18 protein-coding genes and 1 tRNA gene are annotated in these 22,693 nt (G+C 28.9%); 17 read left to right on the top strand and 2 right to left on the bottom strand.

Annotated features, from left to right (window positions below):
* Positions 1-8 precede the first annotated feature (8 nt).
* Positions 9-257 carry a DUF2188 domain-containing protein gene (locus tag ACX1M8_RS01060; RefSeq protein WP_458616285.1) on the bottom strand — a complete coding sequence of 83 codons (249 nt, stop codon included), beginning with the start codon at positions 255-257 and terminating at the stop codon, positions 9-11.
* 2 nt (positions 258-259) lie between these two features.
* Positions 260-700, bottom strand: a complete 441-nt coding sequence (locus ACX1M8_RS01055; protein WP_458616284.1) for an RpiB/LacA/LacB family sugar-phosphate isomerase — start codon at positions 698-700, stop codon at positions 260-262.
* A gap of 97 nt (positions 701-797) precedes the next feature.
* Here ACX1M8_RS01055 and ACX1M8_RS01050 point away from each other — a divergent pair, with 97 nt between their 5' ends.
* From ACX1M8_RS01050 to ACX1M8_RS00970, 17 genes are all read left to right on the top strand, one after another.
* Complete coding sequence (locus tag ACX1M8_RS01050) at positions 798-2,822, top strand: Mbov_0121 family peptidase domain-containing ABC transporter (RefSeq protein ID WP_458836616.1); 2,025 nt, start codon at positions 798-800, stop codon at positions 2,820-2,822.
* On the top strand, positions 2,800-3,183 hold the full coding sequence (locus ACX1M8_RS01045) for an MAG1140 family protein (protein WP_458836615.1): 384 nt from the start codon (positions 2,800-2,802) through the stop codon (positions 3,181-3,183). The genes ACX1M8_RS01050 and ACX1M8_RS01045 overlap by 23 nt, the downstream gene beginning before the upstream one ends.
* A 93-nt stretch (positions 3,184-3,276) precedes the next feature.
* Positions 3,277-3,804 carry an rRNA maturation RNase YbeY gene (gene ybeY / locus ACX1M8_RS01040; RefSeq protein ID WP_458836614.1) on the top strand — a complete coding sequence of 176 codons (528 nt, stop codon included), beginning with the start codon at positions 3,277-3,279 and terminating at the stop codon, positions 3,802-3,804.
* Positions 3,805-3,876: 72 nt separating this feature from the next.
* A complete protein-coding gene (gene cdd / locus ACX1M8_RS01035) occupies positions 3,877-4,275 on the top strand; it encodes a cytidine deaminase (protein ID WP_458616280.1) in 399 nt (132 codons plus the stop codon).
* A gap of 2 nt (positions 4,276-4,277) precedes the next feature.
* Positions 4,278-5,159, top strand: a complete 882-nt coding sequence (gene era / locus ACX1M8_RS01030; RefSeq protein WP_458616279.1) for a GTPase Era — start codon at positions 4,278-4,280, stop codon at positions 5,157-5,159.
* Between the two features lie 94 nt (positions 5,160-5,253).
* Positions 5,254-6,291 carry a heat-inducible transcriptional repressor HrcA gene (locus ACX1M8_RS01025; protein ID WP_458616278.1) on the top strand — a complete coding sequence of 346 codons (1,038 nt, stop codon included), beginning with the start codon at positions 5,254-5,256 and terminating at the stop codon, positions 6,289-6,291.
* The gene (locus tag ACX1M8_RS01020; RefSeq protein ID WP_458798046.1) at positions 6,284-7,123 is read left to right on the top strand and encodes a nucleotide exchange factor GrpE; all 840 of its coding nucleotides are present in this window, start codon (positions 6,284-6,286) and stop codon (positions 7,121-7,123) included. Before ACX1M8_RS01025 ends, ACX1M8_RS01020 begins: the two co-directional genes overlap by 8 nt.
* Before the next feature lie 125 nt (positions 7,124-7,248).
* On the top strand, positions 7,249-9,054 hold the full coding sequence (gene dnaK / locus ACX1M8_RS01015) for a molecular chaperone DnaK (RefSeq protein ID WP_458616276.1): 1,806 nt from the start codon (positions 7,249-7,251) through the stop codon (positions 9,052-9,054).
* A 156-nt stretch (positions 9,055-9,210) separates the two neighbouring features.
* On the top strand, positions 9,211-10,509 hold the full coding sequence (locus tag ACX1M8_RS01010) for a glucose-6-phosphate isomerase (protein WP_458836613.1): 1,299 nt from the start codon (positions 9,211-9,213) through the stop codon (positions 10,507-10,509).
* Complete coding sequence (locus ACX1M8_RS01005) at positions 10,509-11,231, top strand: pseudouridine synthase (protein WP_458836612.1); 723 nt, start codon at positions 10,509-10,511, stop codon at positions 11,229-11,231. The genes ACX1M8_RS01010 and ACX1M8_RS01005 overlap by 1 nt, the downstream gene beginning before the upstream one ends.
* A gap of 60 nt (positions 11,232-11,291) precedes the next feature.
* A tRNA-His gene (locus tag ACX1M8_RS01000) sits at positions 11,292-11,367 on the top strand.
* Positions 11,368-11,467: 100 nt separating this feature from the next.
* Entirely contained in the window at positions 11,468-12,448 is a 981-nt protein-coding gene (gene asnA / locus ACX1M8_RS00995; RefSeq protein WP_458798043.1) for an aspartate--ammonia ligase, read from the top strand.
* Positions 12,449-12,550: 102 nt separating this feature from the next.
* Positions 12,551-13,618, top strand: a complete 1,068-nt coding sequence (locus ACX1M8_RS00990) for an ATP-binding protein (RefSeq protein ID WP_458835246.1) — start codon at positions 12,551-12,553, stop codon at positions 13,616-13,618.
* Between the two features lie 25 nt (positions 13,619-13,643).
* Positions 13,644-15,857: a S8 family peptidase gene (locus tag ACX1M8_RS00985; protein WP_458836611.1), complete on the top strand. Its 2,214-nt coding sequence runs from the start codon at positions 13,644-13,646 to the stop codon at positions 15,855-15,857.
* Between the two features lie 140 nt (positions 15,858-15,997).
* The gene (locus ACX1M8_RS00980) at positions 15,998-17,620 is read left to right on the top strand and encodes a site-specific DNA-methyltransferase (protein WP_458836610.1); all 1,623 of its coding nucleotides are present in this window, start codon (positions 15,998-16,000) and stop codon (positions 17,618-17,620) included.
* Entirely contained in the window at positions 17,614-19,932 is a 2,319-nt protein-coding gene (locus tag ACX1M8_RS00975) for a DEAD/DEAH box helicase (RefSeq protein WP_458836609.1), read from the top strand. Before ACX1M8_RS00980 ends, ACX1M8_RS00975 begins: the two co-directional genes overlap by 7 nt.
* Before the next feature lie 35 nt (positions 19,933-19,967).
* Positions 19,968-22,685, top strand: a complete 2,718-nt coding sequence (locus tag ACX1M8_RS00970; RefSeq protein ID WP_458836608.1) for a cation-translocating P-type ATPase — start codon at positions 19,968-19,970, stop codon at positions 22,683-22,685.
* Positions 22,686-22,693: the final 8 nt, after the last annotated feature.

The raw sequence follows: 22,693 nt of genomic DNA, 5'->3' as shown, positions 1-22,693 counted from the left end.
TTATTTTATTATTTATCTTTAAAGCTTTGACCAGCTCTAATTTTACCTTTTTGACTGTGGATAAGGTATCTACCTTCATTATTTTTAGCTAATTGTTTAGCATATTCAATAGCTTCTTTTTGTGTATCAAATGTTTTGATAGCTTTAACGCCACCTTGTCTGATAACTTTTCATCCATCTGGGTGTTGTGAAACGTGTCAAACAGCTGCTAGTTCTTTAACTTCTTTTTCGTTCATTTCTAAGTTTTTTTCAGCCATAATTATTCGTCCAATTCATCAATTCTTGCTTGGTGACGTCCACCTTCGTATTCAGTTTTAAGATATTCATCAACCATTGCTTTAGCTTCATCTAAAGTAACTTGACGACCACCGAATACTAAAACATTAGCATTGTTGTGTTGTTTTGCTAAGTGTGCGTCTTCTACTGAAGTTACTCTAGCTGCTCTAATGTGTTTGTGTCTGTTTAAAGCATAAGAAATTCCTAAACCTGTTCCACAAACACCAATTCCAAATGTTGGTTTAGCTTCATCTACATAGTTAGCTAATTCTTTTCCCATTAATGCGTAAGAAACTGAATTTGCATCTGTAGAAGGTCCTAAATCAACGATATCAAAACCTTTTTCTTTAAGGTATGTAGCTAATTCATCTTTAAGTTTAAAACCAGCGTGGTCACTAGCAAGTGCTACTACTTTATTACTCATAATAATCTCCTTTCGCTTTTATAACATAATTATATAGAAAATTAGGGCTTTTGTTCATTTTTTGTTCGCTTATAGGCAAATTTAATTTATAAGTTGTATGAAAGAAAAACAAGTAGATATTAGAGATTGCTCATTATTCGTATTGAAATGATTTTATGATCGAAATAACATCAATTCAATCGACATAAACGAACTAAAATTAAATGCAAAATATACTGATACAGGAATATCTATTCCTGATTTTGAAGCACTGGCACAGAACTATTCATTTAGGATAGATGTTTTTAACTGTGACTTTGATAGGTTGCTAAAGCTATATGATAGTGTCTTTCCAATTGCTGCACTAATAAAAAAAGATAACAACACACATATGGTTGTTATTAAAAAAGTAACTAAAAGCAAAATTAAGGTTTATGATCCAACATTTGGTAATGTTTCATATAAACATCAAGAATTCCAAGAAAACTTTTTCAACTTGCTCATAGACTTCAAACCTATAGAAGAAAGCCTTCAAGTACATAAAGAAGTATCTGCAAGTTCCTGACTAAGATTTGATAAATTTTCAACATTTTATTTAATTGCGCTATTATGTGAAATCTTAATTTTATTTTCGCTCCCATACTTCAATAAGATAATCCTAGAAAAGATTATTCCTAATAAGCTTAATATTCATCTTATTTACATAGGTTTAGTTTTTATATTTATAGTCTTGCTAAATTTCTCACTAAAAAATTTAAGCCAAAAGATTTTACAAAAAATCCTAGCACAAAGGCGTGAAAGAGTTACTTTAGATTTTATTAAGGAGCTAAAATTTAAAAATTATAAGGTAATTGATAAATTAACTGTTTTAGAAGCTAAAAATAGAATCGGAGTATTTGAAAATATTATTCAATTTCAAATTAGTTTTCTTCCTGAAGTTATTTCTAGCTTGGTTACCCTAGTTTTAGCTCTAATCTTATTATGAAATATCAACTTATATTTAATGATAGTAATAGCAGTTTATTCAGCTTTAACGTTGCTACTAAGTTTTTTATCTAAAAGTATTTATGATAAGGAATTTCCAAAGTTATTACAACAAAATATCACAACTGATAATGCTTTTAACAATTACTATAATCATATAAAGAATATTTACAATTATTACTTAGAGGAAGACTTATATAACAAACTTTATCAGTCATACCAAAGTATGAATGATAAAATCTTGAATTTTAAAACAAAGAGTATAACTCTAGATACAATGTTAGCGACTTTGGATGTAGTTGCTCCATTATGCATCTTATTAATAGGATCGTTTCAAATCTGAGAAAACCAACTTAACATAGTTAATTTAATATTCTTTCTTACAGGTGCTTCTTTATTTACTAGACCTATAAAAAACATACTTCCTTTAGTTTCTTCTTATAGTGAATTTAGAAAAAGTTATAGTATGTTAAAAATATTTAAACTTGATGATCAAATAATAGAAGAAACCAAAACTGTAGATAAGAAAATAGAAAATATTAAGCTTGCTTCAGCAACATATTCATACACAGATTCTCATATAAACAAGGCATTAAATATTAAATCATTTGTAATTGATAAAAACTATCACATTGTAGGGAATAACGGAAGTGGTAAGACAACATTGTGTGCAGTTTTAAGTGGTTCAAAACAAGTTGATGATGGTGAAATACTGATTAATGGTCAAAAAGTCAATCCATTTCTTGATGCTATGTATAAATCTAAAGTTATTTATATAGGTAAGGATAATAATTTAGAGATTTCTGTTTTAGATTTCTTATGTATCAATAATATTGATCAATTTAACGAATTAATCAATCATATAGGGTTAAATGATTTATTGCAGCACCTAAATATAAATTTAGCTAGAAATATATCGATGTCGAGCTTATCTTCAGGGCAAAAGCAATTTATTGCCTTATTAAGTTTATTTTTAATTCCTTATGATGTAGTTATGTTAGATGAAGCTTTTGAAAATTTAGATAACTATACTTTTGAAGTTTTGTGTAGGAAACTTCAAAAAGAGTTGAAAAATGCAATGGTACTAGAAATAAGCCATAATAGTCGTTATTTATATCCTGAAAGTGAGGTAATCGATGTACAAGAAATGAGTGCATAGTTACTGATTAGAAATTATTCTTAGCATAATTATTTTCTTTCTCTTTATTTTGATCCTATATTTAGTTGTAACTGTAAAACTTGAAACATATAAAGATGCTTTGCTAAGATACGAAGGTGAAGATTTATATTTATACAATGTTACACCTGAAGAATTACCTAGTAATCAAGTTACAATAAACTTTAACTATAACGACAAGCTTTATAGCTATGCAGTAGAAGCAAAAAGAGTTGAAGGTACACTGATTTCAGTAGATAATGAAGCATTAAAATTCTTTCTGACTCAAAATAATATTGCTGAATTAAGAGTAAGTATTAAAATGAATGATATAACTGTATTAAATTACATTTTTTCTCTATAAAATAAGCTTAAAAATATTTTGATATGTATAAAAAAGAAATATTAAATTACTAAAATAAAAGTATAATAATTTTATACAAAATAGGAGAGAATTATGAACGATAGCATATTAAAGCAAATGGATTTTGGTATCTCTGAGCTTAAATTATCAAATATTAAAGACAAAAACTTAATTTCAGTACGTAATAGAATTAAAAGAGCCATTATTTATAAAGATGAAATGGAACAAATTCTTAAAAATTTAAAAGAATATTTTGACATTGAGAAACCTGTATTACTTGATGTTACTATAGTTTCGCCTAAGAAAATCAGAGAGCTTAATGCAGAATATAGAGGTAAGGATTATGTTACAGATATCTTATCATTTGATTTTGGGTTCGATGATTTTGCTGAAAATATGCCTTTTCTTCATCTTGGAGAACTTGTTATCTGCTGAGAAAAAGTTGAAAAACAAGCAGAAGAGTTTGGACACTCAGTTCGTAGAGAGTTTTGCTACTTATTTGCTCATGGTTTAGTGCACTTAATGGGTTACGATCACGAACTTGAAGATGAACGTAAAGAAATGAATGCTATAGTGGATACAATATTTAATCCATTAAAAATTACTAGAGAAGAAGATTAATTCGAGCATGTCGGTTAAAGGCGACTAAAGTAAGGATTATATGCTCACAAATTTATTAAGGAGATAATAAAAATGACTTTTGAAAAATTAAGAGACTTATTAAAATATTCTTACGCACCATATTCTAAATTCCCAGTTGCAGCTATTTTAGTTGCTGAAGATGGAACAGAATACTACGGAGTAAATGTAGAAAACGCAGCTTATCCATCTGGACTTTGTGCTGAAAGAAGTGCAATGTTTGGATCTGTAGCTTACGGTGGAAAAGTTGGAAAATTCAAGGAAATTCACATCATTAGTGGTAAAAATGAAATCATTAGCCCTTGTGCTGGATGTAGACAAGTAATGACAGAATTCATGCCATTAGATGCTAAAGTTTACCAATACAGTAACGATGGAAAAAGCCTTAGAGTAAACACAGTTGAAGAACTTGTTCCATTCAGTATCAGAGCAGAAGAAATTACAATTAAATAATTATGAAAATTTGTTTTGCAAGTATAGTTGGTAGACCAAATGTTGGAAAGAGTTCATTATTAAATGCAATTCTAGGATACAATGTCGCAATTGTAACTGACACAGCACAAACTACTAGAGATCAAATTACTGGTATTTATACCGATGATGATACACAAATTATATTCACTGATACTCCTGGAATTCATAAACCATTAAATAAATTAGGTGAAGCTTTAAACAAAAACGCCTATGACGCAGTTAAAGATGTTGATGTAGTATTATTCCTTTCTCCAGCTGATGAAAAAATTGGAAAAGGTGATGAAATGATTCTTGAAAAAATTAGCAATGCTAAAAACAAGATTGCAGTTATTTCAAAAATCGACAAAATCAGATCTAAGCCACAAATTTTAGTTGAAAAAATTCAAGAATTACAAGCTCACGGATTTGAAAATATCATCGCTACAGATGTAAGCGATCACAAATCTGTTTCAGCTTTAATTAAAGAAATTAAAAAATACACATATAAAGGTGAAGCTCAATACGATCCTGAATACATCACTGATAAATCTATGAGATTTTTAGCTAAAGAAATCATTCGTGAATCAGCTATTAATGAACTTTATGAAGAATTACCTCACTCAATCGCAGTTGAAGTAACAGAGTTTATTGAAGAAGATGATCGAATTACCATTGATGCTATTATTTATGTTAAAAAAGCTTCTCAAAAAGGTATGGTTATAGGTAGTGGTGGAGAAAAAATTAAACGTATTGGTAGAAATGCTCGTTTAAAAATTGCACATCAATTTGATGTTCCTACTACTTTAACTCTTAAAGTTAAGATTGCTAAAAAATGAAATGATGATCCAGAAGCTCTAGAAAAATTTGGTTATTCAAGTAAATAGTTGCCTTATATAAGGTAACTTTTTCTTTTAGCAAGTATTTAGCAAATTAGGATTTTATTTGCTAAAAATAAAAATAATGTGGTAAAATTAGTCTATGAAAACAGAAGAAAGATTAAGTGAAAAATATGAACCAGTGCTCAAATACACAGTGCAAGCTTATATAGAAACAGGTGAACCTATTTCATCTTCATTTTTATTAAGCAATTATGCTCCACTTCATTCAGAAATTAATTTTTCTAGTGCAAAAATGCGTTACATAATGAATGATTTGGAAGAATTTGGATACCTTAAAAAAGAAGCACATACAAGTGGAAGAATACCTACATTAAAAGGGTTAAATTATTATGCTAAATATTTATCTGCATTAGTTCCAACACGTTTTGAAGATAAATTAGATGCAATACTTGCTAACAAAAATACAAGCATTGATGAAACTGTAGATCAAGCAGCTCAAATCATTTCTGATATGACTGGATTAACGATGATTACTACAGAATCAGATGTGCATGATATGGAATTAAAAAGTATTGAGCTAGTAGCACTAAGCGAAACTAAAGCAACAATTGTTATGGTTATTTCTTCAGGTGAAGTATTTTCTAAAATTTTGAATATCAGTGATAAAGACTTCAAAATGAATGACGTTAGAATTGCTATCAAAATATTTAAAGAAAGATTGATTAATACTCCATTACAAGAAATTCCAGTTCGTTTAGAACTACTTAAAGATGTACTTGCTCAATCAGTTAAAAAATATCAAGAACTTATCAATTCCTTTGTAGAAGATGTGTTCCACAATATCGGATTTAGAACAAAAAGTAGAAATAATATATATGGTAAAAACAATATTATTCTAAGTCCTAAAATCGATCGTGAAAACTTAAACAAAATGATTGAATTAATTGAAAATCACTCTGTTTGAGAAAGCATCGAAACTGAGCTAGAGGAAAATGAAAAAATCAAGATCATGATTGATGATTCTGGTGCATATATGTCTAAAAAAATTGAATCAGGAGATAAAATTACTGAAATTTCTGTAGTTGGTGCAACAACATCAAACTATGATATGATGCGCTCTGCTTTAAAAATTTTAGACAATTACTTAAATAGAAAGAAGGAAGATAAAAATGAATAGTACTAAATTAAATGTTGGTGATGTTATTAAAGGAAACTTTACTTTATTTTTAGGGGATGAAATTGTTCCTGAATACACAAAACAAACAAGTATTGAATTAGGTAAAGAACAATATCTTCCTAATTTTGATGAATACTTAATTAATAGAAAAGTTAAGCCTACACTAGAAGTTAAATTAAGTTTTAGCAAAACTTATCCATTAGAAAATTTAGCAGGTAAAACAGCAAAAGTTGTCATTGAAGAAATTCATGTAAAACACGCTGCTAAAGCTAAAGATTCTAAACAAGATCAAGAAGAAATTGCTAAACTTCAAGCTGAAGTTACTGAACTAAAGGCTAAATTAGCTGAAAAAGAACATAAAATTTTAGTTGACGAATATATGTATAAGGAAAAACTTGAATCACTTCAAGCTAAAGCAAAAGAAAAACTTGAAGCCGAGCAAGCTCACTTACACGAAAAAATGAAAAATGAAAAAGCTGAAATTAAAAAATATGCTTTACAAGGATTTTTTGAAGATTTCATCGAACCATTTAATAACTTTTTAGCTGCTACAAATGCAGGGACTAATTCTGATAATGATATAGTAAGAAATTATTGTTATGGATTTTCAATTGTGGCAAAACAATTTACAAACTTACTTGAAGATAATGGAGCTTATATTGTAGAACCTCAAGTTGGAAATGAATTTAACCCTGAAAAAGAAGAAGTTTTAGATTTTGTAGTCGATGAATCTAAAGAAAATAACACAATTGTTCGTGTGGTTCGTTTAGGATTAGCAATCGATTCTAGACTAGTAAAACCAGCAGGTGTTATAGTAGTAAAAAATAATTAAAAAAATTTAGCAAATGTGTATTGTATTTGCTAAAATGGTGGTATAATATTATCAGTTCAAGGGAATATTAAAATGAATATTTACCTAAACTTAAATAAAGTTCATTTATTTTAGGAGGCTATATTATGGCAAAAGAAATAGTATTAGGAATTGACTTAGGAACAACAAACTCTGTTGTTACAGTTATGGAAAACAAACAACCAGTTGTGTTAGAAAACCCAAATGGTAAAAGAACAACTCCATCAGTAGTTGCATTTAAAGGTGATGAAATTATTGTTGGGGATGCTGCTAAAAGACAAGTTGAAACTAACCCAAATACAGTTGTATCAATCAAAAGATTAATGGGTACAGATAAAACAGTTCATGTAAATAATAAAGACTACAAACCAGAAGAAATTTCAGCAATGATCCTTTCATATATGAAAGATTATGCTGAAGCTAAACTTGGTAAAAAAGTTACAAAAGCAGTTATTACAGTTCCAGCTTACTTCGATAATGCTCAACGTGAAGCTACAAAAATCGCTGGTAAAATTGCTGGATTAGATGTATTAAGAATTATTAACGAACCTACAGCTGCTGCATTAGCATTCGGACTTGAAAAAACAAATAAATCAATGAAAGTGTTAGTATACGACCTTGGTGGTGGTACATTCGATGTTTCAGTTCTTGAACTTGAAAATGGAACATTTGAAGTTCTTTCAACAAGTGGTGATAACCACCTTGGAGGAGATGACTGAGATCATGAAATTGTTGAATGATTAATCAAGAAGATTAAAGATCAACACTCATACGATGTTAGAAACGATAAAATGGCTATGGCTAGATTAAAAGAAGCTGCTGAAAAAGCAAAGATTGATTTATCAAACCAATCAACAGCTACAATTAACCTTCCATTCTTAGCAGTTACAGCTGCAGGACCATTAAACGTTGAATTAGAATTAAAACGTAGTGAATTTGAAGCTATGTCTTCACACTTACTAGATAGAACTAGAAAACCTATTGAAGACGCTTTAAGAGAAGCTGGAATTACAGCTAAAGACTTAGATGAAGTTCTTCTTGTTGGTGGTTCTACAAGAATGCCTGCTGTTCAAGAAATGGTACGTTTAACATTAGGAAAAGAACCTAACAGATCAATTAACCCAGATGAAGTTGTATCAATTGGTGCAGCAATTCAAGGTGCTGTACTTGCTGGTGATATTAACGATATCTTATTACTTGATGTTACACCTTTAACATTAGGAATCGAAACTCTTGGGGGTATTTCAACACCACTTATCCCAAGAAACACAACAATCCCTGTAACTAAATCACAAGTATTCTCTACAGCTGCTGATAACCAAACAGAAGTTACAATTAGAGTTGTACAAGGTGAAAGAGAAATGGCTAACGATAACAAATTACTTGGTCAATTTAACTTAACAGGTATCGAAGCTGCTCCCCGTGGAATTCCTCAAATCGAAGTAAGTTTCTCAATCGATGTTAACGGAATTACAACAGTAACAGCTAAAGATGTTAAAACAAATAAAGAACAATCAATTACAATTCAAAACTCATCTAAACTTTCAGAAGAAGAAATCGAAAAGATGATTAAAGAAGCTGAATTAAACAAAGAAGCAGATAGAAAACGTAAAGAAGAAGCTGAAACAATTGTTAGAGCTGAATCATTAATCGATCAAATTAAGAAAGCTAATGCTGAACAAGGTGACAAGATGGATCCTAAAGCAAAAGAAGAATCAGACAAACTTGTTAAAGAATTAGAAGACTTAATTGCTAAAAAAGATATCGAAGCTTTAAAAACAAAATTAGATCAAGTTGAAGAAGTAATTAAGAATTTTGCAAACGCTGCAGCACAACAAAATGCTTCATCAAATGCTGGAACTAATGGACAAAGTAACAGTGATGAAGATGTTGCTGAAGTAGTTGAAGAATAATCCGCTATTAAACACAAATTTAACAAAAATAATTAATAACATTCATTTAAAATTCATTCAAAATATAATATTTAAAAGCACTCTACAAGTTGTGGAATGCTTTTTTATATCCTAAAGTCAAAATATTGATAAAATTAAACTTAATAGGAGATAATCGTGAAACTTTCATCATTAAATATAGATATTAAAAATCTTGCAAACATTAAAAAAGAAAAGAAATTTCAACATAGCTTAAGCAAAATGGAAAGTTTATTTGAAATTTTAAAAGGTAAAGATACTGAATATAATTTTAAGCTTGAAGAGTATGCTAAAAATTATTGAGAAAACAACAAAATGGATTTTGCTTCAGCTATCAGCTTTTTAAAAAGTAACGGGATTAAAAAACTAGTAGTAGTTGCAGATGGTGAATCTTATATTTTAACAAAAGCTATCTATGATATTTTTTATAACTCTTATAGCGAGCTAAAACCTGATATAGAATTAGTGTTTACGCAAGGTAATATCAATCCTGAAGAGTTAGTAGCTTCTCTATATAACCTTAAAGATGAAATTTTTGCAATCAACTATATTTCTAAATCTGCTATTTCGCTAGAAAGTTCAATTGCTTTTAGAGAATATCGTAAGCTTTTAACAGATAATTTAAAAAATGCAGGAATTGATCCAATAATGCTTACAGATTTGATTTATATTACTACAGATATTCACGAAAATACTCTAAATAAAATGGCTAGTTTAAATAAATACACATTATTTAACATGAAGGCACCACTTCCATCACGTTATAGTGCTTTATTTGAAGCTACATGTATGTTTCCGCTATTAGCTAGCGGAATTAATGTAAGCGAGATGCTAAATGCCTACGTGCTAGCTTTTAACACTATTATAAGCGATGAGAATTGAGAAAATAATCCAGCTTGTTTACTAGCTACATATATCTATTTTATTTCACGTTATCTTAATAGAAATGTAACTTACTTTTTAATGAATGATCCAACATTAATTTCTATGGGTAAGTTTCTAACATTACTAATCAATACCTCACTAAATAAGAATCAAAGGGGATTAGTAGCTTTTGAAGAATTATTTGACTATAGCTTGATTCCACAGTTAAGCGACAAAGAAGATAATTTCATTTTCACCACTTTTATTTCTAGAAGTAAAGACTTATCTCAAGATAATTTTGATATCAACATGCAACAATATGATGTTTTAGATTTCTTAGGAAATAGAGATAAAATAGCTAAATTATCAAATCAAGAAGCAATGCATAATATTCAAAATACTTTTGATATCAAAATTGAACTTAATGATTATTCTGAAATTTCACTTGCTTGCTTAATTATTTATATGCAAGTTGTAACTATTATTGTAGCTTATTTATATGATATTGATCCTTTATCTCAACCAGGAGTAGAAGTATATAAGCGTAACTTATATAACTTATTAATTAAATAATGCAAAAAACACGTTTAGATAAAATGCTTGCAAGCGCGCTTAAAATTACTCGGTCACAAGCAAGTAAGCTTCTTAAAACAAAACAAATTAAGGTAAATGATATAGTAGTTACTCATAATATAGATGTAACTTCAGAAGACATTGTAACATATCAGAATACACCTATAAGTAAGGGTGAAAAGTATGTTTATTATGTGCTAAATAAACCTGAAGGATACATTTGTGCTAATGATGATAGGATGCATTCAACAGTATTTGATATCTTGGGTGAAGATATCAAAAATATCAAAGGAATACATACTGTAGGAAGGCTTGATAAAGATACAACAGGATTATTATTAATTACTAATGATGGAGAGTTAACGCATGAATTACTCGCTCCTAAGAAACATGTTGATAAAAGATATCTAGTCACATTAAAAGAACCTTGTTTGCAAGAATTAGTTGAAGTTTTTGCTAAAGGTTTCACTTTAAATGATGAAAAAATAAAACCATCTAAACTAGAAATAATAAACCCAACTTATGTATCCTTAACAATTTCAGAAGGAAAATATCATCAAGTTAAAAGAATGTTTGCAAAATTTGGAAATGAAGTAGTCGGATTACATCGCGATTCATTTGGCAGACTAACTTTGCAAAATCTTAATCTTAAAAAAGGTGAGTGAAAAGAACTTAAAAAAAGAAGAAATCCTTTAGTGCAATTTATACTAAAAGCTTTATAAAATAGGTAAAAAAACCATTTTGTAATTTTCGGGTTTTAGTTATAATATATGTACTAATTGGCGAATGTGGTGAAGTGGCTAACACAGCGGGTTGTGGTCCCGTCATTCGCGGGTTCGAATCCCGTCATTCGCCCCATATGTTAAAAGACTGGTAAAATCAGTCTTTTTTCTTATCTTTTTATAGGTACTTTAATATTTAAATTTATAATTTATATTATTAAACTTAAGGAGTTAAAATGTATCGCTCAAAACTTAATATACGACAAACACAAAGTGCTATTCAAGATCTTAAATTATACTTTCAAGAACAACTAAAAGTTCACTTGAATTTAACTAGAGCTACAGCACCGTTATTTGTTTCTAAATCATCAGGACTAAATGATGGGCTTAATGGTGAAGAACCAGTTTGATTCTTGCCTAAAGATCGCCAAGAAAGACTTGAAGTTGTGCATTCACTTGCAAAATGAAAAAGAGATGCACTTAAAAAATATAATTTCTTACCTTATGAAGGCTTATACACAGATATGAATGCGATAAGAAAAGAAGAAGACTTAGATTTACTTCATTCATATTACGTTGACCAATGAGACTGAGAACTTGTAATTCTGCCTCAAGATCGTAATTTAGATTATTTAAAGAAAACAGTAAAACTTATTTATGATTCGCTAAAAGTAACTAAGAAGTTACTTAAATTAAAATATTATCAATTAGAAGAAGAATTACCTGAAGAAGTCTTTTTCATCTCTGCTCAAGACTTAGAAGATATGTATCCTAATCTAGATATCAAAGAAAGAGAAAATGCAATTGCTAAAGAACATGGAGCTGTATTTATTTATGGAATTGGATATCCTCTTGCTTCTGGATTAATTCATTCAGCTAGAGCATTTGATTATGATGATTGAAAACTAAATGGTGATTTAATTGTTTATTCAAATGTAATTAATCAAGCAATTGAATTATCTTCAATGGGAATTAGAGTTAATGATGAATCTCTTATTGCACAAAGTGGTTTAGATAAAGAGGCTGTAAGACAAATTTCACCATATCACAAAAATGTTATAGATCATAAACTTCCTCTCACAATTGGTGGAGGAATTGGACAAAGTCGTGTATCAATGTACTTACTGGAAAAAGCTCATATCGGAGAAGTCCAAGCATCACACTGACCAGAAGATTACCGTGAAGAAATGTTAAAAGAAGGTATTGATTTACTTTAATATTATTGAAACTTATAAGTATTTTTGCTTATAGGTTTTTTTGTCCCAGAATATATGAAATTTGTCCCATATTATGGTACAATCTAATTGAGAAGAGGTCTTATGAAAAAGGAAAATATATTAAACTTAATAAAGTATCACGCTGATAAAAATGATAAAGCTTTTAGAGAAGAAGCATTTAAAATAGCTAGGTATTTTGACACAATAGGAGATAATCAACTATCAGAATATATTGTTAATCTATTTTTTACATATAACACTTTTGCACCACAAGATAGAGAGTTTAGTCATATTTTTCTTAAAGAAATAAATACTGAAAATCTATCTTTTTTAGATCTGCCTAATGATGTTGCGGACGATGTTTTAGGCGTTATCAACTCAATACATCACGATATGAATGTAAATAAGTTTTTATTTTATGGAATGCCTGGAACAGGGAAAACCGAAGCTGCTAAACAAGTAGCAAGAATCTTAAAAAGAAAACTATATATTGTAGATTTCAATAATTTGGTTGATAGTAAACTTGGTCAGACAAATAAAAATATAAGTGCATTATTCGATGAAATTGCCGAAGTTAGTCGCATAGAAGAAATAGTAGTTTTATTTGATGAAATTGATGTCATTGCTTTGGATCGTATAAATTCAAATGATGTGAGAGAAATGGGGAGAGTAACATCAGCAATATTAAAAGAATTAGATCGTATAAATGAAAGAAATAAAGAAATAATTGTAATCGCAACAACTAATTTATTTGCTAACTTAGATAAAGCATTATTGCGTAGATTTGATTTCGCTATTAATTTTGATAAGTATTCAAAAGAAGATTTAATTGAAATTGCGGAACATTATTTCACACAACTTTCTAAAAAAGCAAAACATATATCTAAAGATATACGACTATTCAAAAAAATACTTATGATATCAAATAATTTGCCATATCCTGGAGAATTGAAAAATATTATTAAGACATCAATCGCCTTTAGCAACCCTCTGGATAAATTTGACTATTTGAGAAGACTTTATAGTAATTTAATATGTCCTATCGATAATAAAACATTAATCCAATTGCGAGATGAAGGATTTACATTAAGGGAAATACAGGCACTAAAAGGTGAATCAAAAAGCACAGTTGCTAGAAAAATAAACAAGGAGTACGTGTTAAATGAATAATATATTAAGTATAAAAAGGACTTTTTTGCAAAGAAAAAGAACTGGTACTGGTGGTGGAGCAAGATTTAATGGTAACAAAATAGTTACTTCAGAAGACTTATTATACTTGATAAAAAACCTTGAAGATGTAAGAAAATATTGGAAAAATATATCAAAACCTTTCAAGGGTGTGTTAATAACTGCATACTATAATAAAATTGTTGCAAAAAGTAATAGAATTACTGGTTTATTAAAAGGTCAAAATACAAGTAAGGCTGCTGTGGGCGCGAAATATAACGATAAAAAAACCAAGCACATTATTACTTATTTGGTTGATTTAGATCACGTAGAGGAAAGTATAAGTAATTTAAAAATAGTAAAAGAAATACTCGATGAAAAATTTAATGGGGAAATTAATAAAACTATTTTTGAAGATAAGAATATAGATATTAAATTTAATGTAGACTCAAAAATAACTAAATCTAAATTTAAAGCAATAATTGGCGATGTATCATATTTAGATTCTTTTGGCATTGAAATTGGTAAGAAGAATAATGATGAAAACATTATTTCATTTTATGATGTAGATATGAAGCTTAAAGATTTATTTAAAGAACTAGATATAGATGTTTTAGAAAGCAAAATATATGATAATTCAACTGCATTTTTATCGAGTGAAGATATTGATAAAATATACGAAGTTGCCCCGTATCTGGTTGCTATGTCTGTTTCTGATATAAATAATATTGAACTAGATTATGAAAATAAAATTAGAATTAATGAGAATAAAATTGTTCAACTACCAAATCCTAAAAATGAGCCTATTATTGGAGTTATAGATACACTTTTTAATACAAATGCATATTTTTCGAATTGAGTAGAATATAAAGAGTTATTACCAGTAGAAATAAAAAGAAATAGCGAGGATTATGTTCACGGAACAGAAGTATCATCAATAATTGTAGATGGCCCTAGACTAAATCCTGAGTTAGAAGATGGCTGTGGAAGATTTAAGGTAAGACATTTTGGTGTGACTGGTATATCACAATTTTCATCTTTCAACTTGATAAAACAAATAGAAAAAATAGTTAAAGAAAATAAAGATATAAAAGTTTGAAATATTTCGTTAGGAAGCAAATCTGAAATAAGAGATAATTTCATATCGTTTGAAGCTTCTGTGCTAGATCGAATACAATATGAAAACGACTGCATTTTTATTATTTCAGGAACGAATAAATGTAAAGCAGATGGCGTAAAGGATAAGAAAATTGGATCACCGGCTGATTCTATAAATGGTTTGGTTGTAAATTCTGTTACTTTCAATAACAAGCCAGCAGAGTATACAAGAAAAGGTCCGGTTTTATCTTTTTATGCTAAACCTGATATCTCTTATTATGGAGGTAGTAGCCAAAAATATATGAAAGTTTTTGATGGATTAGGAGAAAGATTAGTAGCAGGAACATCTTTTGCAGCTCCTTGAATTGCAAGAAAAATGGCTTATTTAATTCACGTTATTAATCTTAACAAAGAACTAGCAAAAGCCTTGATAATCGATTCTGCTAAAGGATGAAATAAAAACTTGCCAACATCACAAACCACATCACTTGGCTATGGTATTGTACCAATTCATATAAATGAGATTCTAAAAACACCAAATGATGAAATTAAATTTTTAATAACAGATGTTAGCAAGAAATATAATACATATAACTATCATTTTCCTATTCCTCTTGATAAAAATGGATGTTATCCTTTTAATGTTAAAGCTGTAATGTGTTATACAACAAAATGCGATAGGTCACAAGGAGTTGATTATTCAAACACTGAATTAAATCTTCAGTTTGGTCGTATAAAAGATAATCAAAAAATCAGTTCTATAAATGGCGATAAACAAAATAAGGAAAATAATGATGAAGAATCATTGAATTATTTGCAAGAAAAATATGTAAGAGAATTTTATAGAAAATGAGACAATGTTAAGATTATTTCTAATACTGATTCGCCTAGATCAAGGGCTAAAATGAGTTATACAAACAAAAACTGAGGGATGGAAATCAAAACAAATAATCGTTTAGATCCAAAAGATGGTGAAAATATCAGATTTGGTATTGTTGTTACATTAAAAGAAATTAATGGTGAAAATAGAATCGAAGAATTTATACAAATGTTTGATACAGAACATTGATTAGTTACCGAAATAGAAAATAATGTTCAAGTAGAATTCTATGAAAAAATAAAAGAAGAAATTGAATTACAATAAATTATTTATGTAGCAGAAATTAGTCATCTTATCGCATTAAGATAAGGTGACTTTTGGATTAACTATTTTTAGTAATTTATGTTATTAAATAAATAATTTAATAAAATTAAATTATAAATTTAATAAGTGAGGTTAAAAGTATGAATAATGATAAAAAACAGATCATTTTAGATTGACTAAAAGAACAAGAAGATACTGAAACATTAACTCAGAAACAACGTGACGTATATGCTTTAATCAGAGAATCGCTCCACAGTAAAAAATATGGATTAGTGTTTGAAGAAAAAGAAGAAGATATCGTTAATAAGACAAATGATTCAATATTAACTCTTGAGAAAAAAGATTCAATTATTGTTGATACAAATAAAAAACTAAATTATTTAATTGAAGGTGATAATTATCAATCATTAAAACTTTTATTAAAAACACATAGAAATAGAATTGATGTAATCTATATCGACCCACCTTATAACACTGGCAATAAAGACTTTGTATATAACGATCAGTATGTTGATTCTGAAGACGCTTTTAGACACTCTAAATGACTTTCTTTTATGAAAAGAAGACTTGAAATAGCTAAAGAATTATTATCTGAAAAAGGTGTTATTTTTATCAGCATTGATGATAATGAACAAGCTCAACTAAAACTATTGTGTGATGAGGTATTTGGCGAAAATAATTTTGTTGCAGATTTTATTAGAAAAACTAAATCATCAACAAACGATATTAATACTGGCGCTAATATTCAACACGAAAATTGTCTATGCTATGCAAAAAATAAAATAAAAATTAATTTATTAGGAGGTTCTAAGGATTTATCTAGGTATTCTAATCCTGATAACGATCCAAATGGACCTTGAACTTCTAGTGACCCAAGTGCAAAATCAGGAACAGAAAAAAATAATTATTTTGCTGTAGTTAATCCATACACGGGCAAAGAGGATTTTCCACCTGTAGGAATGTATTGAAGATTCTCGAAGAATACTATAGATCAGCATATCAAAGAGGGAACTATTACATTTAAAAAAGACCATAAACCAAATGAACGTGGTTTTATTTATAAAAGATATCTAAATAATTTAAAAAGTACTAAGAAAACAATTGACTCATTAGTATTCGCATCAAATGAGTTTATGAATCAAGTAGCTACCAAAGAAGCAAAATCCCTTTCTTTTGTCGAAGATTTTAAATACCCAAAGCCTGTTGATTTTATTTCAAAATTAATGTTACATTCAACAGACGATGTTTCTATTATTCTAGACTTCTTTGCAGGATCCGGGACAACTGGTCATGCTGTTGCAAAGCTAAATGCTGAAGATGGTGGAGATAGAACATACATCTTATGTACTAATAATGAAAATAATATTTGTGAAGATGTTACATTTAAACGTTTAAGTAATATACAAGAAGAATTACCTCACAACTTAATTTATCAAAAAGTAAATTCAATAAACAAGTCAGATTTTATTTATTCATACTATGGTAAAGAATATTTAGATCAATTAGATGTTTCTAGTTTACAGCTAGCTCAATTGCAGCTAGGAAAACTAATTGATAATAAAGAACTTTTATATTTTGAAAATCAAGAAGAATTTAATAACTACAGTGTTGATGATTTATTAAATGCAAAATTTATTTTTATAAATGAAAATAAAATAGATCTTAATGAATGCGAAGTATATGATCAAATCAAAAATAAAGTGATTAGTATTCCTAATGCTTATTATGAAAAAGAACTAAAAGAGGTAGGGTACATATGATAGACATAAATTGAAAAAGATTTCAAGAAAGAACAATAGAACAAACTACAGACTTTGTACTTTCAGATTCCAAAAGTAATTCATTAGTTATTAAATCTCCTACAGGATCAGGAAAAACATTAATGATGTTACAAATGATCGCTAATGTAATTGATAGAGATATTAATAACGAATTTGTTTTTCTATGATTAGCACCAGGTGCTGGTTCTTTAGAAGAACAATCAAAAAGAAAAATGATTAAATTCTATTCAGAATATAACTGTGGTGATGTTCAAGATATATTGACTAATGGATTTAATCCTGGAACTACATATTTTATTAATTGAGAAAAGATTATTAAAAAAGGTAATAAAGCAATAGCTGAAGCAGAATACTTTAACATCCACGATCAAGCTGTGTTTGCTAGAAATAAAGGATATAAGTTTATTGTTATTATTGATGAAGAACATATCAATCAAACTAAAAAAGCTTTTGATTTCTTGCACAATCACATTAAACCATATAAAGAAATTAGAATATCAGCTACAGCTAAAAGTGCTAAAGGTCAAAAATTTATTGAGATAACAGATAAAGAAGTTATTGATTCAGAATTAATTACCAGATCAATTTATATAAATCCAGAAGTTTCTACTAAAGAAGCTTTAGAAGATTTCGAAAATGAAGCTTTCATTCTTATAAAAGCTGCTGAAGCTAAAAGAAAAGAAATTGTAGAAGCTTACAAAAATATTGATCCCCAATATCGTATTAATCCATTAGTAATCATTCAATTGCCTAATAAGAGCGATGTATTACTTGAGTATATGCAAGATCATTTATTTAACGATATGGGAGTTTCGACTCAAAATGGTAAATTAGCTATTTGACTTGATAAAGTTAAAGAAAATATCGATGGAATTGAAAAACCAAATTCACCTGTTGAATATTTAGTATTTAAACAAGCAACAGCGACTGGATGAGATTGCCCTAGAGCTAAAATCCTTGTTAAATTAAGAGACAATATGGAAGAAAACTTCGAGATTCAAACAATTGGAAGAATCAGAAGAATGCCATCTCAAAAACATTTTGAAGATGACAAAATTGATAATTGTTTCTTATACACCTTCGATGCAAAATTTAAAGATAATGTTTTAATGCAAACAAATGGGGTAGAGGTCGTTAGATTAAATCTGAAGCCTGGATTTAATAATTTTACTTTACCAAAAGAAGAAAGAAATCTTCGTAAGTCAACCCATGATAAGGAACAATGAAAAAACACAGCTAAGCTTGTGTATAAGTTCCTAAAGAACAAATACAACTTAACCAATGATTTAGAGCTAAATGCTAAGAAATTAGCTGATAATGGTTATATTATAGATGCTAAGTATATCCATGATGATATGCGTCAAGGACAAGTGCAAGAGTTATCGCAAATGATTGATGAAACTTTAGTTCGTAAAGATGTTAGATATCACTACAATCCAGCTGCAAACCATAATGATGAAACTCATGCAATTGATAAGCTCAGAAACATTCTTGGGTTCGATGGACTTCAGCTTAAAAACTTTATTAATACACTAATTAGTTCAGCTAGAGCAAACGAATATCTTAAGAGATATCAAATTATTGAAATAGGTTTATCAGCGCCTCAAATCTTCTTAATTAATAATGTTGATAAGTTAGCAAGTGATTTAGAAGATTTCAATGCAAATAGTGATATTGTGCTTAACTATAGCATTTTTGATCAAGATGATATAGTAAGAAACAATTGATATATTCCTATAAAAGATGATATTATCTATGATTCTTCACTTAAGGATAAAAAAATAATAGATAAAAATGTTTATGAAGAATACGATACAAGTATGATGACTGTAAGAAATAAAATTAGGTCTGTATCAGAACATTTATTTGAATTATTCTGCATAAAAGAGGAATTTGTTAAATGATATTATAAAAATGGTGATAAAGGAAAACCTTACTTCTCACTAATTATGAAAAAAGATGGAACAGAAAAACTTCAAGCCTTCTATCCAGATTATATCCTTGAAGATAATCAAGGAAATATTTGAATCATAGAAGCAAAAGGTGGAGAAGACTTTTCGGGCAATAATAAAAATATAGATGCGTTTACTAAACAAAAATATATTACTCTTAAACGCTATGAAAAATGATATAACACTGAATATGAAAATAAAAAATATAATCTAAAAACAGCTATTGTTAGAGATAAAAATAATGAACTGTTTATTAGAGAAGTAACTGAATACGAAGAAAATTTAAACGATACAGGCTGAATAGATATTAAACAATACTTTAATACTAATAATAAAAAATAATATAATTTACATATTTTAGAAAGGAAAGTAAGTAAATGGATAATTTATTAAACACAGATCTGAAGTCTGGTTTAACACAAGAAGAAGCTCAAACACGTATTGCTTCTCTTGGTGAAAATACAATTAAAGCTAAAGAAAGAAAAAGTATATTTTTAATCTTCTTAGCTCAATTTAAAGACTTTATGATCATCTTATTATTAATTGCTGCTGCATTTTCTTTCGGTGTTGCAATTTACGAACATGCTTCAGGTAAATTGACTACCGGAGGAGAAATAGCAATAGCATATATAGAACCATTTATTATCTTGATAGTGGTAGCACTTAACTCGATGTTAGGTACTTATCAAGAGATTAAAAGTGATCAGGCAGTCAAGGCTCTAGCTAAAAGCAATGAATTGTATGCTAAAGTGATCCGTGATGGAAAAATGATTTCAATACCATCATCACAAGTTACTGTAGGTGATCTAATAGTAATAGAAGCTGGTGATATGGTGCCTGCTGATGCTAAAGTTGTAGAAGCATTTAGCTTTAGTGTGGTTGAATCAGCGATTACAGGTGAAGCACTTGCTGTAGAAAAAAGAGTAGGAGATATTCCTAATATTGATCAATTACCTCTAGGGGATAGATATAACACTATTTTTTCAGGAACATACTGTGTAACAGGTCGTGCAATTGCTCTTGTTGAAAAAATAGGAAAAGATACTGAAGTTGGAAAAATAAATTCAAGTATTCAAGAACAAGAAATTCCTAAAACTCCATTGCAAATTAAATTAGACAAGTTATCTAGAATATTCGGAATATCAGGTATTGTCTTATTATTTGTATCAACAATAATTCAAATTATTTTAACTGGAGCATTTAATAACCAGTGAAATAATCCTGAATTATATTCAAATGCATTAATTATTGGTATTTCACTTGCTGTAGCTGCAATTCCTGAAGGTTTAATTACCTTTACAACTGTACTACTAGCAATTGGTGTTGCAAGAATGACTAAGGAAAATGCTATTATTAAAGCATTCCCTGCTGTTGAAACCCTTGGATCAACAAGTATTATTTGTTCTGATAAAACTGGAACATTAACTGAAAATAAAATGAGTGTGGTTAAGTTTTATGATGCTCAAGGTGAAGAAGACTTAACAAAATCACAAACTCTTGGCAGCTTTGTTGCATGTTGTGATGCACAAGTTACTTTAGATGAAAGTGGAAAATATGTTGAAGTAGGTGATCCTACTGAAACAGCTATTTTAAGATTCGGAATTGAAAAAGGAAATTCTAAAGAAGAATTTTATTCTAAATTTGAAAAGATTTCTTCTCTTCCTTTTGATAGTGACCGTAAAATGATGTCTGTGCTAATTAAAGCACCTAACGGACAAAAAATTTTAATTACTAAAGGTGCTCCTGATGTAATTTTTAATAAATGTCACAAATTAGATCCTAAACTTCGTGAAATGAATGAAGATTGATCTAATAATGCAATTAGAGTTATTGCTGTAGCATATAAAATGATGCCTGCAGAAACTGATTCAATTTCATTAGAAGATGAAAAAGATTTAGTATTCTCAGGATTAGTTGGATTAATTGATCCACCTAGAGCTAATGTTAAAGCAAGTATAGAAGAAGCTAAAAACGCAGGGATTAAGACTGTAATGATTACAGGAGATCACTTAACTACTGCTGTAGCAATTGCTCGCAGTTTGAGTATATACCAAGATGGTGATAAGGCAATTGATGGTGTTACATTAGCGAATATGAGTGATGAAGAATTAACGAAAGAAGTTACTCATATATCAGTGTATGCTAGAGTAAATCCTTCAGATAAGTTGAGAATTGTAAAAGCTTGACAAGCACACAATCAAGTTGTTGCTATGACTGGGGATGGTGTAAATGATGCTCCAGCCCTTAAGGCAAGCGATGTTGGCTGTGCGATGGGAATTACAGGAACTGATGTTTCTAAACAAGCTGCTGATGTAATTTTAACTGATGATAACTTTAATACAATTGTTCGTGCAATTAAATCAGGTAGAGAAACATTTATTAGAATTAAGACTGTTATCTTAAATTTACTTGTTTCTTCACTAACAGAAATCATTGTGATGCTAGTTGGTTTATTTGTGTTTAGATTTATATTTACTAGTGCGATCGCTGATGAAGAATTTATAGTTCTTACAGCAGCTCAATTATTATGAATTAATTTATTAACTCACGGATTACCTGCAATCGCTTTAGGAATGGTACCAAGTGATGTTGATGTAATGAACCAAAAGCCAATTAATAAGAATCAAAGCATTTTTGCTGATGGATTAGGTAAAAGACTTATTATTCATAGTGTGATTCTTTCACTGGCTTCATTGCTTTCTTACTTAATTGTAGGGCTTGTGGCTCAATACAATGGTGTAACAGGTAAAAACTTTGTTATGTTAACATCTTCAGCTGCATTTATTACTTTGGGTGTAGGTTCAAGTATTAACTCACTTAACTTAATGTCTAAGAATAGTATCTTCAAATGTTCATTCGCTAAATATAAATTAGTTTACTTAGCTAGTGCATTTTCAATGATTTGTATGATAGGATCTGCATTTATTCCAGGCATTAACCAATTATTTGGTAACGTAGATATTGTAAGATTTACTAATTACTCAGTTGTTTACTGATTAATCCCTATCTTATTAGCATTTGTACTAACAATCACAATTGAAGGATACAAGTTATTTAATACTATTAAATCAAAGAAAACAACTACTGTTAAGTAGCTTTATAA

The organism is Mycoplasma tracheobuteonis (assembly GCF_054456995.1).
Note: the sequence above shows the minus strand (reverse complement) of the source record. Positions and strands in the feature narration are given on the sequence as shown.